The following is a 13,912-nucleotide window of genomic DNA, read 5'->3' on the forward strand; positions in this document are numbered from 1 at the left end:
TAGCAGACGGTTTTTGGTTATCTTAAAATTTATCTATAAATTATTAAGCATTATTCTTTTTTGCAAGATAAGGCATGATTACACCTAAACCTATTAGCACAAATGGTGTTACAATATTAAGCACTAATTTAAACATATCAGTAGAATACATACCACCAATACATGCAAAAGCTGTAAAGACAAAGCACCATGCACCTAAAATAATACCTAATTTATCATTCCTTACAAAATAATATTCTCTATTAAATTTCTGTCCTGCTTTTTTCAATGCAACATATGCAGCAAATACCCATAAATATCTAAGAGGCATACATACAGCATTTAATTTTACTAGCCATTTAACTAATTCATCCACGCTACCAATTCCTAGGGCTGGTACTACAATTAATATTGATACAATTACTAAAATAAGTTTATTTCCATTTTTATATGAACCATACTTATTTTTTTCAAACATTTTTTTAGGAATAAATCTTTCGTCTGCACTATCAAGTAACATACGTAAAGGTGCATCAATAGATATAATTAATACAGCAAATTGAGCAATGATATTTGTAATTGCATATATAATTACGAATGTATTACCTAATTTATAATATTCCCCTAATTTTTGAAATGCATAATATGCACCATTAGTCATTAAATCTTTAGGAACATTATTTGAATCAAACATCATGCCAAGGGAAACTGTACCTAAAATTGCACATACAGCTACCATAATTGCTAAGGCAATCATACCTTTTGAAAATCCTGTTTCTGGATTTTCCATTTTATTAACATAGGGTGATATTTTTTCACATCCTCCCACAGCAAATACCAAAATAGCTAAATTAGTAAAAAATTTTGTATCAAAAGTTGGCATAAAGGTTTTAAAAGACCAATCAATTTGATTTAAATGTGCATTTGTAATTGCAGGTGCTGCCATCATTAAAATAATAAATAAAATAGACATTACAAACATTGATGTTCCTGCAAGTGTTGCTAATTTCTTTAGTGGATTTAATCCCTTTGATGCAATATAAATGGCAATTAAAAAAATCACCAAGCAAATTAATTGCATAAGTTTTGTGTTCATTGAACTAATTCTTTTGTCTTGAAAAATAGCCCAACTTGTGGCAATCATAAGCCCTGATGGTTTTTGTGAAATATAAGGCATATGAACCACCCAATACGTCCATCCAGCATAATATGCAAGTTTAGGCCCTATAGTTTCATGTATCCATGAACTTACTCCTCCCCCATAATCTTTAAATGCTGATCCTAATTCACCCACCATTAAAGCATATGGTACAAAATAAATAGCAAAAATTATAATCCAAGAAACAATTGCTTTAAGCCCTTCGTATTCTGAGAAACCATTAATAACATTACCAAAACCCCATACAGTGGAAAATGCCATAAAAGCAAGCATATACCAAGCAATTCGCTTATCTTTATTTTTTGACATGATATACTCCTCTCATCCTTTAAATATTCTCGTTAAAATAATAAGTTATTGCGTTCATAATCTATTTACTCTCCTCAGGCTTCCTTATTATTGCAACTACCTATTAATTCTTATTCCGCAAGATTACATTCTATAACTTCTTTTTATAAAATTTTACTTGCATCATCCATAATAAAACAATTCTACAATCATATGTAAAATCCTTCAAAAAAATTAAAATAAAGATTAAATATGAGTATTTTTTCTATCTATTACATTCTGGCTGTATTATTGAATCTATTTAAATTTAGATATTTAATAAGCTAATACAAAATAGAAAAAGCGCCTGATTTTAGGCGCTTTTTCTACTATTTATAAACTCAGATTTAAATCCATGATACTTTTTAACATTGTTTTACTAATAAATAATTAGTAGTAAAACTCTATAAAAAAACTCTTATCTAGTATCAGCAAATAATAAGTCCTGATATAATTTATAATTGTACTCATCAAAACATACAAATCTTACTTCTTCTATATTTTCATACTTTATTAAACTCTCTTTTACTGAATTATAGGAAACCTTTGCTGCCTGATTTTTAGGATATCTATATACCCCTGTGCTTATATTAGGGAAAGCAATGGTTTTAATATTTTTTTCAGAGGATAATTTTAAACTGTTTTTATAGGCATTAGCTAAAAGAGTTTCTTCATTACTCTTTCCTCCATGCCATATAGGTCCTACAGTATGAATAACATATTTAGCCTTAAGATTTCCTCCAGAGGTTATTACTGCTTCTCCTGTCTTTAATGAGCCTATTTTACTTACAATACTCCTACATTCCTCAAGTATCTTATTCCCACCTGCTCTATGAATAGCTCCATCTACACCGCCACCTCCAAGCAAACTACTATTTGCTGCATTAACAATAGCATCTACATTTTCTTTTGTAATATCACCCTTTATTATCTTTATTTTATTTATATATGATATAGACAAAATCTAACCCCCTTAATATATTTTTATTACTTAGTATCATAATTATAATGTCATCAATAACAGCTTCCACAATATTACATAATTCTATATAAGCTTTATGGTTCCTTCTTAATATCAATGTTTCCATACTAAAATACACAAATTAACAGAAAAAAGAACCACATAAATGATCCTTTTTATTTTAATGTCTATACAATTTTTCACTATAAAAATTAAGTTCTTACATCAATTATACTTAAGCATTATAATTTACCCAAATATAAAAATATACATAGTTGAATTAATATTATAAAAGGAATTCCATATTTAAATTTAGAATGTTTAGTCTTATGCCTAAATATTTTCATTCCCACATAGGATCCTATACTTCCACCTAGTAAGGCTATTAACAATAAAGTATTCTCCTTTATTCTCCACTTATTTGCTTTAGCCTTTTCTTTATCTATATACATGCATAAAAAACCCAATAAATTTAATACTATAAAATAATACTTAATCATAAATCCTCTCTTTCTTTTTAACCCAATTGTAGAATTTATCTTTTATAATTGTTAATTGAATTCTACTTTTCCTTCTAGTCCGTAATCTATTTTTATTATATTAGTAATGATTTTAAATCTATCCCCAATTTATTTCAAATTTAAAATTATAATTAATTGTACCACATTCTATAAATATAACCATTATTAAATTTTTAAAGAAAATGATTCATTTGTAATTTATATAATATGAACATTAAATATAAATTCCCAATATTGCTTATTGACAATATTTATTGTTTAGAATAAAATAGTTTGCATAGAAACTAATTAATTCGCATGCAAACTATTTTTTTATATAACATAGGAGATGAGATTATGAATAATTTTTTTAAAAAGCTTACACTTAAAGTGGACAAAAGAACCTTACTATTAGTAGCAGGTTTAGTTTGGGGATTTGCAGGATTTAAGGTATTGACTTTAGGGGCTGAAGGTATAAAAATTAATAATCCAAATTGGATCTTTATCCTCTTATTTGCTACTTTAGTATTCTATATATTTTTCAAATTTATATTTAGTAAAATGTTTAAAAAGCATACTAAAAGGATCATAAATAACACCTTAGAAAAACATTGTATATTTTCATTTTTCGATATTAAAAGCTATTTTATAATGGCCTTTATGATATTCTTTGGAATAACCATAAGAAGTCTTGGAATATTTCCTCCTGTATATTTAGGCACTTTTTATATTGGGTTAGGCTCAGCTCTATTTATGGCAGGACTCTCTTTCTTAATAAGCTCATTGAAATTTGAAAATACTATATTAAAATATAGAAATTAAAATCGGAGGAAATTTAATATGAAATATGATTGTTTTGAAATAGCAATGCTTATAAAAGAAGTTTATGCAAGTACAATGGGAATAGTTAGCAATAGTTTAAAAGATAGTGGATTTACCCATCAGCAAATTATGGTTATAAAATTAATTGCACATAATGGACAAGTTAATATATCCCAATTATGCGATGAAATGTCCTTAGCTAAAGGTACTGTTTCTGGCATAGTTACAAGATTAGAAAGTGCTGGCTACGTAAAAAAAATTAAAAATGAAAATGATAAAAGGAATACCTATGTTACATTTTCAGATAAAGGATTAAAATTTGCAAAGGAATTTAGAAAAGAAATTAATAAAAGCTTTGATAAAATATTTAGTAACTTCACAGATGAAGAAATAATGGAATTAAGAAATAATCTAATAAAAGTAAGAAATAAAATTAAAGGAGATAATTAATAATGGATGGGAAATTAGTTTTTGCAATTGTTACAATAACTTTAGCTCTAGCATTCTATACTGCAGGGGTATGGTCTGAAAGAAAATCTAATACATTAAAAAAATGGCATGTAATCACCTTTTGGATAGGTCTAGTCTTTGATACTACTGGTACATTGACTATGGAGAAAATTGCCAAGGTAGGTAGTACATCAATTTCTTCTGATCAACTTTCTCTACATGGATTTACAGGAGGATTAGCCATAGTGTTAATGCTATTACATGCTCTATGGGCAACATGGGTATTGTATAAAAATGATGAAAATAAGAAAGTTATCTTTCATAAATTTAGCATAACAGTTTGGGTTATTTGGTTAATTCCTTATATTATTGGAATGATTATAGGAATGTCATAATTCATACTGACAATCCCATTTATAAACTTTAATTTACATATTAACTTTAACAGCATCTAAAGCTAGAGAACTTTATCTAACTCTAGATGCTATTTTAATTAAAGAATATCTAAGTATTTATTTTTTTATACCCAAGTGACTTGATATTTCAAAAAAAATCCTGTATCCATAATTAATAACTATTTATTCTTATTTTTTTTATTATAATATCATCGGAAATACTAAACATATTATCTATAAGCTCATTTCTGAACCTCCCAGTACCCTTAACATTCTGAGAAAGTTCACCACATATTCCCATAAGAGCTGCAGCAAGAGCAGTACCATCTAGTATATTCTCAAAAGAAATATAGCTTGCTATAAGCCCAGTAAGCATACAGCCTGTACCAGTTATCATTGAGAGCATTTCACAACCATTTGATATTATATATGTATAAGTACCATTACTTATTATATCCACCACTCCTGTGGCTGCAACAACAGAACCGGTTTCCATGGATAAACTCTTTATCATTTTTATATTTTCATCAAAATTTTGCTCTGTTATAATATCACATACTCCAACATCAATTCCTTTTGCACTACTTTTTATGCCATAGATTGCTTTTATTTCGGACATATTACCTTTAATAACATTTGGATGACACTCTGAAATAAATTTCTTTGCATAATCTAGACGAAGTTTGCTGCAACCTACGCCTACAAGATCGATTATTTGTGGAATCTTCTTTTCATAGGCTGTTTTACCTGAAATCAACATGGACTTCATTTTATTATCTGTTATATTCCCAAGGTTAACTCCAAGAGATTTTGAAACAGCAGTGATTTCGGAAACTTCCAGAGGCTGCTCGGCCATAATGGGCTTTGCACCAACAGCAAGAATCATATTTGCGCAATCATTTATTGAAATTGGGTTTGTAATATAGTGAATGAGAGGTTTTTTTAATTTAACACTCTGTCTTATTTGCAATAGTTTGTTTATTATTAACTCTTGGTTTGTCATAAATTTTTGCCCCCAAACTTCTTTGAATTTTTGCAAGATTACCTGTCCTACTTAATGCTCCTAAAAAAATAAATGCAATTGTTCCTCCAATAAACGTAGCCATAATAAATGAAGGAACATAAAACATCCATGTAAGACCTGTTCTGCCCCAAATAAATGTCATAATAGGATATGACAGTATGGCTCCTATAACACCAGTTCCTATAATTTCACCTATAATGGCACAAATTAGCTTTCCCTTAGATACTCTATATAAGACTCCAGACAAAAATGCCCCGAAAACCGCTCCAGTTAAAGCTAAAGGTGGAATCCCCATAAAAAACATTCTTATTACACCAATCAATGTAGCACAAAGCAGTGAATACCAGGGTCCAAGAATAACAGAACATAGAATGTTAATAAAATGGGCCATAGGACACATTCCCTCAATACGAAGAATTGGTGAAATTACAACTCCCATTGCCACCATCATTGCTAACATAAGTTTTTTTAATAGTTTTGAGTTTTTTCCATAATAAAATACCTCCTTAACAATATTAAATTTCCCAATATGTCATATAGGAAATAAACACTATTATTAAGGTATGATTTTAGTGTAACCAAATAGCATTTTCCTATATGACATAAGTCATATTAGTCGGTCGAAGCTCAAAAGCTTCCTCTCACCTTGAAACACAAGTTCCCTCGCTATTTAGTTGCATTTTTCCATAAAAGCTCTAGGTGCTCCCCTACAGCTCATTGAAGATATACTTCCTTGAAACAACATAAAAATGGGATACACCAAATAAGGCATATCCCATTATACTTACAAAAAATATAGTATAAATTAATATTTCCTTACGTCGGCATTATCCGAATCAAGTTATGGGTCGAAATATACATTTCCTCTCAGCCTGCATTGCAAGCTCCCCTTTTCAAAAATTATATCATACAATTTTCTTAAATACAATATGACTTAAAAATCGTTTTTTTGCCATGTCATTATATATTCCATGAAACCGGAATCTTCATGTTCTTTTTCCTCTTTTATAATAAAACCACAGTGTTTATAAAAATTAACTGAAGGTATATTATCAACATAAACTGCTAGTTCTAAAGTTGAATATAAAGATTTACAATGGTTTAGTAGTTTTTTCCCTATTCCTTGACCCTGATACTCCTCTAAAACAAATAATGCACCAATAAATGAATTGTCTATAATGCTTATAAAGCCTTTAATTATATTGTCTTCTTTGTAAATAAAAGTTTGGGAAATAGGAAAGTATTCTTCTTTAACAATATTATAATTTTTAATCCAATATTTCTTTGCTATAAAACTATGAGCAGTAATATTAGTTTTTAACCAAATGTCCATAACTTCTTCAATTTCAAATTTTTCTAGTTGTTTAATCATATTTTTTCTCCTTTCTTGTTTACACAAATTAATTATAAAAATACATTTATATGTGAAATTCCTTTATTACTTCTCACACACTGATATAAATGTTTAAGCTTAATTTTTCAATATAAATAATAAAATTAGTCTGAAATAATATTTTGTAATGATTTTTTAATATCTTTAGTATATACACCACCATGGTAACATACGATTTTATCTATTTCGTAATTTAATAACTTTTTTATAGAATTTTTAGCACTAATAATATCTAAGGTATACTGTGGATTTGCTATAGTTAATTTATCATCTTCTACTACTAATGCATCTCCAGCAATTAATGTTTTGCTATCTTTTATATAAATTGAAATATGTCCTGGCATATGCCCTGGAGTAGCAATTATTTCTACACCTCCACAAAAGGAAAAAGAATCTTTATCTCTTAAACATACATCAACAGGAACATTTTCTATTGTTCCAATAAAATCCTGAAACTCCTTTGCGCTCTTTTTCTCTTCCTCAGGAAGTTTATCATATATAGACTCCGCTTGTTGTAATCTTAAAGATTTTTCTTTTCCACTAATATACTTTTCATCATCAATTGACGCAAGAATCTTAATATCCGGATACTCTCTTTTAAACTCGGCTAAAGTTCCCATATGATCAAAATCATGATGAGTTATAATTATTTTTGTTAATTTACTAATATCAATTCCATTAGCTTTTGCAGTAATTTTTATTAAAGGTAAAAAATTAGGATACCCGCAATCAATTAAAATATTTTCCTTTTCATCACTTAATATTACAGGGAAAATGACATTTCTATCACCATTAAAATCAAATCTTACTTCTAAAACTGTCAATTTGTTCATTTCTTACTCCTTCTAATTTATTCGTATAATTATAATCTTCCCATAACTATAGTAAACTTATTTCATATCCTTTCTCAAGTTCATAAATACTTCTATATCAAACTTGTTCACATATTTCAATTAAATACCAATAATAAAAAATCGGTGTTAATTATCAATTAAGATAATTAACACCGATTTTTTATTTATATATCTTTTTGTTGTCTAATTATTCTTCTTATACTATGTTCAGTAAGATAATACTGCTGTGCAAGTTTTTTAATGGATATTCCTTCTTCATATCTATTAAAAATTTCTATATTTCTTCTTTTTAAAGTATTTTTTGTACTAGTATTTTCTCCCCAAACTTTTTTATTCTCATATTTTATTGGTATATATAAATATCCACCTTCCATATATTCTTGAATCAATTCAATAATATGTTCTGGCAGTACATTTTGTGCGTTTTTGTATTTCATACTTTTGCTCCTATCTACTTTATTATTCGTAAATATCGAAGCAAAGACCACACAAAACAATTTTAGTCAGAGTAATCTAATAAACTAGGCTCTGAACAAATCTTTGTTGTTTTTATTCTGTGTAATCTTTGCACAGAGCCAAAATAGGCGGTATATTCTATAGTATAATCCACTGATTTTCCCCTCCATTTCTCCATTAAACCTATATCATTCTAAATTTATTACAATATTAATATTACACTAACTATATTAATATTATTTGTCAAGAGAGTTAAAGGTTAAATTATATCTCCTCATAATATTCAATTAATTTTTCTGCTGGAATTTCTAAATTATTAGAATTCTTATTACATGTATAGACTGGAATCGGTAAATTATCTGATAGGTATCTCTTATTTTCTATATGAATTATATCTTCATGGTTATAATTGTTTAATAAAATCATTTTTACAGATATATTTTTCTCTTTAATATATTGTAAAGTTAAAATTGTGCTGTTAATGGTGCCAAGACCTGCATCTGCTACAACAATAGCTGGTAATTTAAAGCTCTTTATAATATTTTCAAGCATTATTTTTTCTTTACCCATAGAAATAGGACAAATTATTCCTCCACTACCTTCTACAGTTATATAATCATGTTTATTTTTAATATATGAAAAATCTTTTTTTATCTTCTCCATAGATATTTCTACATTATTTAATTTTGCGGCTAAATGAGGTGAAACTGCTTGTTCAAAAATATAACTCACTGCATCATTAGGATCTCCCTTTATATCGGCAATATTGTATACATAATTAGCGTCTCCTGCAATAAGTTTGCCATCTATTCTCTCTGCTCCGCTCAGTGCTGCCTTATAATATCCACAGTTTATATTAAATTCTCTTAATTTCTTAACAATTAAAGCTGTTATATAAGTTTTTCCAATATCAGTTCCTGTTGCAGTTATAAATATTCCTTTTGCCATACTTATACCTCAAATCCTAAATTCTTTATCATTTTAATGTCCTCAGAGGTTTCAATTCCCAAAGTAGTTAGCATATCTCCAGAAATTGCTCCATTTACTCCACTCATTAAAGCCTTTTTCCCTTTATCTCCTAAAAAAGCACGCCCTCCAGCTAACCTTATTTGTACTGTTGGTAAAATAAAACGAAAAATTGCTAGAGTTTTTATTACTTCCTCATAAGATAGAATCTCTTGATTTTCAAGTGGTGTTCCTTTAATAGGATTAAGAACATTAACTGGAACACTATCAACTGAAAGTTCCCTTAGGGTAAATGCCATATCAATTCTATCTTCCATGGTTTCTCCAAGACCAATAATTCCACCGCTACATATCTCAAGGCCAGCTTTCTTTGCATTTTTTATAGTTTCAATTTTATCATCATATGTGTGTGTGCTGCATATCTTTGCAAAAAATTTTCTTGAAGTTTCTAAATTATTGTGATAACGCATTACTCCAGAATCTTTTAACCACTTTAAATCTTCATATTTTAATAATCCATGAGATGCACATAGTCCAATAGAACATGTTTCCTTTAATTTTGAATAGGTTTTACACAAGGTATCTACTTCATTATTATTTAGTGTACGGCCTGATGTTACTACTGAAAAACGATGTACTCCCTTATTATAATTTGATATTGCACTATTTATAATTTTATTACTATGTAAGATGTTGTACTCTATTATATCTGTATTAAAATGAACAGATTGGGCACAATATTTACAGTTTTCTTGGCACCTTCCACTCTTCCCATTTATAATCGTACATAGGTCAAATTTATTTCCACATAGAAATTTTCTAATTTCATTAGCTGTTACTGCAAGATCTGTAGTATCTTCCTCTAAAAGCTCTTCTACTTCTTCTTTTATTAGTAAATCTCCGTTTAAAATTTTTTCCTTATATTTAATTATATTACTCATTTCTTTCTCTCCTTAAAACTGGGTTAATTTTATTGGCAAATAATGCACTGATTACGCATAAAAATATATCGCCAGGCATGTCCAATGGAAAACAAGATAAAAATATAATCATAAAACTTGTTGGAGTTTTTAAGTATAAATTCAGTATTAAAAATTTATATGTTAATCCAATAGCATAAGTTATTATAAATCCCATAAAAGCTGATAATAAATATGCTCTAAATGTTCTTGCATTTATTTTTTTAACCGTATATCCAACAGCATAAGCAGTCATTATAAAACCTAGCAAATATCCAAAGCTTGGCTTAAATATATATCCTATTCCACCACCTGCTGCAAAAACAGGCACTCCTAAAAGTCCCATCAGAACATAAAGTCCAACTGAAATTGCTCCCTGTTTTTCTCCTAAAATCATACCTGCTAAAAGTACAAAGAAAAATTGTAATGTGAAATAATCCATAAAGGGTACTGGTATTTGAATGTATGCACTAATTGCTACTAAAGCTGTAAACAAAGCACATCTTGACATTGTCAATGTTTTAGATTGTCTCATTATGTAGTTCTCCTTTAAAATTATTATATTTTACTTATAGATTATAATCATATAAAAAAGTATTGTCAACCTAAATAATATTTAAGTTGACAATACTTTTTATTCCTTTTACTAAGATAAGTATTTTTTTGCCCCCTCACTTAATATTAAAAAACCCTTCTGTATTATTTCTAATTCTGAATCACTAAGAGATCCAAGAACTTTCTTTAGTTTGGCTTCATCCAAATTTGTATGGCGATGTAAGGTATATTTACCTTCTTCAGTTATTTTCACTATAACCTTTCTTTCATCTACTTCACTTCTTTGCTTAGTAACAAAACCTTTTTTTATTAATCTTTTAATGTGCTCCGAAGCTGTATTTGAAGATGTATTTATATGCCTTGCTAAATCTCCAATGGTTGTTTCTTTGTTTTTATCAATATATTGTAGCAATCGAATTGCTTGATGAGTTAAGTTTTCTTTATCTATATAATGTAGTAAATACCTGTCCATTCCTCATTAATTATTTTAATCTTATTTTCAAGTTCCATCATAATCACCTCATTTTATGTCTTATAATACGATATAATCGTTTGTCAAGATATAATTTAGTATTAAAAGAATATACTACTCTATAAAACACCCCCCTATATATCAACTTTTATTGTATAATTTAATAAAAAAACAAGGATACTTGTGAACTTTTACACATAGTACCCTTGTTTATATCTAGTAATTATTCGTAAAACAAATTTAAGATCAATAAATTTTGTTTTCTATTTTAATGGCTTATTACAAAATTCAATTTTATATTTATAAATAATTTTCTGTAAAATCAATACTAATCTTCATAACTAGTATAGACATAAACTTTAATTGGATTTTTTAATTTTTGGTTTCCTTTAGACTTAATTCTATCTGAAATTATTACTATATAGTTTGTACCTTTTTCAAGATTCTTAGATGAAATTTTTAATTTTTTATTGTTAATTTCTACTTTAGCATCTATTTTTTGTAGTTCATCTGCATCTAAAATATATATGTTATCTTTATTAATAAATTTATCATTAATTTCTCTGTTAAACCCCACTGTAAATGTTTTATCAGGTTTTATATCAGCAAAAACTTTACCCCATTTATCATATTTCTTTATTTTATTAACCTTTTCTTTTACCTCTTTATCATTTTTTATTTTATTATATTTTCTTTCTAGCTTATTTATTTTTTTCATCATTTTATTTTTTTCATTTTTATCATCTATGTTATTAGCTTTGATTTTTAGCTGATTTATTTCGGATATATCTAAATCAAACTGAAAACTGACTTCTTTTAATTTACTTTTTAAAATATTAACTTGATTTTCTGTATTTCTATCTATATTGTCTTTTATTTCTTTTAATCTATTAATATAAACTTTTCTGCTTTCAATATCTTCTATGTTTTCTACCTGTTTTAATGCTTTTTTATAAGCATCATCTGTACCAATATCTTCAGCTTTTTTAACTAAACTATCTACATATTCTAAGAATTGTTTTTTTTCTGTTTCTTTATCTAATTTCTTGATTCTATCTTCTACATTTTTTAAATTATTTAATAATTCGCTCTTTATATTTCCATCTCTTATAACATTTACAGCATCTTTTGCATTATTATAACTAGTTATAGAAGGATATCTTTCAGCATATTTAACTAACTCTATTGCTTTATTTGTTTTTATATTCTCTATATTAATTTTAACTTCATAAAGTCTATCTAATAATTCTTTTTTGCTTGGACTTTCTTCTAATACATTTACAATAACTAAAGCTTCGCTGTAGCTTTTTTCTTCATTTTCCCTTTCTGCCTGTTCAACTACTTTAATAGCCTCTTCTAAAGCCCTTTGATTTTTAGCTTTTTCTTCTTCCTGAGTTTTATTATTATCTATAGTAGTTTTAACTTTATTAAGTCTATTTAATAGGTCTTTTTTAAGTTCATTATCTCTTAATCTATTTATAGACTCTAACGCTCTATTGTAATTTGTTTCTGTACTATCCTCTTCAGCTAATTTTACTAGCCTTGTAGCTTCTTCATTCCTACCTATATTAATTTTAACTTCACCTAATCTATCCCACAGGTCTGTTCTAATTCCTAAAATCTTTAATTCTAATGCTAGCTTTGTAGCATTTATATAATCTTCATACATATTAGTTTTTTCAGCTTTTTCAACTGCTTTTATAGCATTTTTAACTTTTAATTCATATTCATTTTCTTCTGCTGCTTTCTTATTATTGATAGCTTCCTGTACTGTATCTAATCTAGTATTTAAACCTGATTTATGAAGATCTTTTATGTTATTAACTAATGTTCTAGCATTATTAACATCTATCTCTAATTGAGAATTTTCCGCTTTAAGTACTGCCTCATTTGCATTAGTTAATGTTACCTTATATGCTTCATTGCTTTCTTGCTCCACTTTATTTTTATCAATAAATCTTTGTACTACAGCTAATTTATCATTTAAATTAGCTTTGTCAGTATCATTTAAACTATTAACTAACGCTCTAGCATTATCAACATCTGTTTGATTTTTGCTATTTTCAGCTTTTTCAACTGATTTTGTAGCAACTTGTAATTTAGACTCATATTCAGCTTGCTTTTCTTCTGTTAAATTTCCTTCTGCTCCTTTAATAAGATTTTCTATCTCATATCTTTTTTGTATTTTATTATATGGTGCTTTAAATTCTTTTACAAATTCTTCTGGTGCATTATTTAACATTTCTTTTAATTCCTTAAATTCATTACTATCTATTGGATCACTCTTTTTTAATTTATCAGTAAGTAAATATATTTGTTCTCTTAATTCATCATATTTTCCAATAGAATCTATCCTTTCCTTATAGCTTGTTTTCTCAAAAGCTTTTACCTCTTTTATACTACTACCTAAAAATGATAGAAATATTGTTAAACTTAATGTTGCTGCTGTTATAATTCTTTTAGTTTTTTTACTTAACATTAATCCACCCCGATTTCAAATTAATTTCAATAATACAGCTAATTCTTATACAAATAACCTAATTACAATTCATAAATATTCCATATATTTAAATGGCATACAATTTACATTATACACCATTATTATGGTTTATAATGTATAATTTTTTATTCTTTGAATAT

General features: G+C 27.4%; 16 protein-coding genes and 1 riboswitch. Of the genes, 3 read left to right on the plus strand and 13 right to left on the minus strand.

Annotation, left to right across the window (positions count from 1 at the left end):
- Positions 1-43 precede the first annotated feature (43 nt).
- The 3 genes from ACYUEW_RS09170 to ACYUEW_RS09180 form a co-directional block, all read right to left on the minus strand.
- Positions 44-1,447: an amino acid permease gene (locus ACYUEW_RS09170; protein WP_043032118.1), complete on the minus strand. Its 1,404-nt coding sequence runs from the start codon at positions 1,445-1,447 to the stop codon at positions 44-46.
- A 436-nt stretch (positions 1,448-1,883) separates the two neighbouring features.
- Positions 1,884-2,426 carry an ADP-ribose-binding protein gene (locus ACYUEW_RS09175; RefSeq protein ID WP_043032119.1) on the minus strand — a complete coding sequence of 181 codons (543 nt, stop codon included), beginning with the start codon at positions 2,424-2,426 and terminating at the stop codon, positions 1,884-1,886.
- 242 nt (positions 2,427-2,668) lie between these two features.
- Entirely contained in the window at positions 2,669-2,926 is a 258-nt protein-coding gene (locus ACYUEW_RS09180; RefSeq protein WP_042384749.1) for a DUF1294 domain-containing protein, read from the minus strand.
- A gap of 357 nt (positions 2,927-3,283) precedes the next feature.
- Between ACYUEW_RS09180 and ACYUEW_RS09185 the strand changes: the two genes are divergently transcribed.
- Genes ACYUEW_RS09185 through ACYUEW_RS09195 form a run of 3 tightly spaced genes read left to right on the plus strand, consistent with a single transcriptional unit; the run spans position 3,284 to position 4,593 of the window.
- A complete protein-coding gene (locus tag ACYUEW_RS09185; protein ID WP_042384747.1) occupies positions 3,284-3,748 on the plus strand; it encodes a hypothetical protein in 465 nt (154 codons plus the stop codon).
- 18 nt (positions 3,749-3,766) lie between these two features.
- Entirely contained in the window at positions 3,767-4,198 is a 432-nt protein-coding gene (locus ACYUEW_RS09190; protein ID WP_043032120.1) for a MarR family winged helix-turn-helix transcriptional regulator, read from the plus strand.
- Between the two features lie 2 nt (positions 4,199-4,200).
- Positions 4,201-4,593, plus strand: a complete 393-nt coding sequence (locus tag ACYUEW_RS09195; RefSeq protein WP_003485079.1) for an HsmA family protein — start codon at positions 4,201-4,203, stop codon at positions 4,591-4,593.
- A gap of 172 nt (positions 4,594-4,765) precedes the next feature.
- On the opposite strand, the gene thiM is transcribed toward ACYUEW_RS09195, so the two are convergent.
- The 10 genes from thiM to ACYUEW_RS09245 form a co-directional block, all read right to left on the minus strand.
- The gene (gene thiM, locus ACYUEW_RS09200; protein WP_460276675.1) at positions 4,766-5,563 is read right to left on the minus strand and encodes a hydroxyethylthiazole kinase; all 798 of its coding nucleotides are present in this window, start codon (positions 5,561-5,563) and stop codon (positions 4,766-4,768) included.
- Complete coding sequence (thiW, locus tag ACYUEW_RS09205; RefSeq protein WP_460276676.1) at positions 5,541-6,065, minus strand: energy coupling factor transporter S component ThiW; 525 nt, start codon at positions 6,063-6,065, stop codon at positions 5,541-5,543. The genes thiM and thiW overlap by 23 nt, the downstream gene beginning before the upstream one ends.
- Positions 6,066-6,411: 346 nt before the next feature.
- A riboswitch (TPP riboswitch) is annotated at positions 6,412-6,518 on the minus strand.
- 33 nt (positions 6,519-6,551) lie between these two features.
- On the minus strand, positions 6,552-6,989 hold the full coding sequence (locus ACYUEW_RS09210) for an N-acetyltransferase (protein WP_003485076.1): 438 nt from the start codon (positions 6,987-6,989) through the stop codon (positions 6,552-6,554).
- Between the two features lie 125 nt (positions 6,990-7,114).
- Complete coding sequence (locus tag ACYUEW_RS09215) at positions 7,115-7,843, minus strand: MBL fold metallo-hydrolase (RefSeq protein ID WP_460276624.1); 729 nt, start codon at positions 7,841-7,843, stop codon at positions 7,115-7,117.
- Between the two features lie 185 nt (positions 7,844-8,028).
- Entirely contained in the window at positions 8,029-8,301 is a 273-nt protein-coding gene (locus tag ACYUEW_RS09220) for a CD3324 family protein (RefSeq protein WP_030035571.1), read from the minus strand.
- 283 nt (positions 8,302-8,584) lie between these two features.
- On the minus strand, positions 8,585-9,268 hold the full coding sequence (bioD, locus tag ACYUEW_RS09225; protein WP_460276625.1) for a dethiobiotin synthase: 684 nt from the start codon (positions 9,266-9,268) through the stop codon (positions 8,585-8,587).
- A 2-nt stretch (positions 9,269-9,270) separates the two neighbouring features.
- Complete coding sequence (gene bioB, locus ACYUEW_RS09230) at positions 9,271-10,227, minus strand: biotin synthase BioB (RefSeq protein WP_460276626.1); 957 nt, start codon at positions 10,225-10,227, stop codon at positions 9,271-9,273.
- On the minus strand, positions 10,220-10,780 hold the full coding sequence (locus ACYUEW_RS09235; protein ID WP_460276627.1) for a biotin transporter BioY: 561 nt from the start codon (positions 10,778-10,780) through the stop codon (positions 10,220-10,222). The genes bioB and ACYUEW_RS09235 overlap by 8 nt, the downstream gene beginning before the upstream one ends.
- A 111-nt stretch (positions 10,781-10,891) precedes the next feature.
- Complete coding sequence (locus ACYUEW_RS09240) at positions 10,892-11,272, minus strand: MarR family winged helix-turn-helix transcriptional regulator (RefSeq protein ID WP_460276628.1); 381 nt, start codon at positions 11,270-11,272, stop codon at positions 10,892-10,894.
- Positions 11,273-11,600: 328 nt separating this feature from the next.
- Positions 11,601-13,751 (minus strand): Ig-like domain-containing protein, encoded by a 2,151-nt coding sequence (locus ACYUEW_RS09245; protein WP_460276629.1) that lies wholly within the window; start codon positions 13,749-13,751, stop codon positions 11,601-11,603.
- Between the last annotated feature and the right edge of the window lie 161 nt (positions 13,752-13,912).

The organism is Clostridium sp. CTA-1, assembly GCF_054768215.1.

Excerpts from the sequence above, each read along its gene's own strand:
- ACYUEW_RS09170 (WP_043032118.1), bottom strand. The coding sequence starts at position 1,447 with ATGTCAAAAAATAAAGATAAGCGAATTGCTTGGTATATGCTTGCTTTT.
- ACYUEW_RS09180 (WP_042384749.1), bottom strand. The coding sequence starts at position 2,926 with ATGATTAAGTATTATTTTATAGTATTAAATTTATTGGGTTTTTTATGC.
- ACYUEW_RS09185 (WP_042384747.1), top strand. The coding sequence starts at position 3,284 with ATGAATAATTTTTTTAAAAAGCTTACACTTAAAGTGGACAAAAGAACC.
- ACYUEW_RS09190 (WP_043032120.1), top strand. The coding sequence starts at position 3,767 with ATGAAATATGATTGTTTTGAAATAGCAATGCTTATAAAAGAAGTTTAT.
- ACYUEW_RS09195 (WP_003485079.1), top strand. The coding sequence starts at position 4,201 with ATGGATGGGAAATTAGTTTTTGCAATTGTTACAATAACTTTAGCTCTA.
- thiW (WP_460276676.1), bottom strand. The coding sequence starts at position 6,065 with ATGGTGGCAATGGGAGTTGTAATTTCACCAATTCTTCGTATTGAGGGA.
- ACYUEW_RS09210 (WP_003485076.1), bottom strand. The coding sequence starts at position 6,989 with ATGATTAAACAACTAGAAAAATTTGAAATTGAAGAAGTTATGGACATT.
- ACYUEW_RS09215 (WP_460276624.1), bottom strand. The coding sequence starts at position 7,843 with ATGAACAAATTGACAGTTTTAGAAGTAAGATTTGATTTTAATGGTGAT.
- ACYUEW_RS09220 (WP_030035571.1), bottom strand. The coding sequence starts at position 8,301 with ATGAAATACAAAAACGCACAAAATGTACTGCCAGAACATATTATTGAA.
- bioD (WP_460276625.1), bottom strand. The coding sequence starts at position 9,268 with ATGGCAAAAGGAATATTTATAACTGCAACAGGAACTGATATTGGAAAA.
- bioB (WP_460276626.1), bottom strand. The coding sequence starts at position 10,227 with ATGAGTAATATAATTAAATATAAGGAAAAAATTTTAAACGGAGATTTA.
- ACYUEW_RS09235 (WP_460276627.1), bottom strand. The coding sequence starts at position 10,780 with ATGAGACAATCTAAAACATTGACAATGTCAAGATGTGCTTTGTTTACA.
- ACYUEW_RS09240 (WP_460276628.1), bottom strand. The coding sequence starts at position 11,272 with ATGGACAGGTATTTACTACATTATATAGATAAAGAAAACTTAACTCAT.
- ACYUEW_RS09245 (WP_460276629.1), bottom strand. The coding sequence starts at position 13,751 with ATGTTAAGTAAAAAAACTAAAAGAATTATAACAGCAGCAACATTAAGT.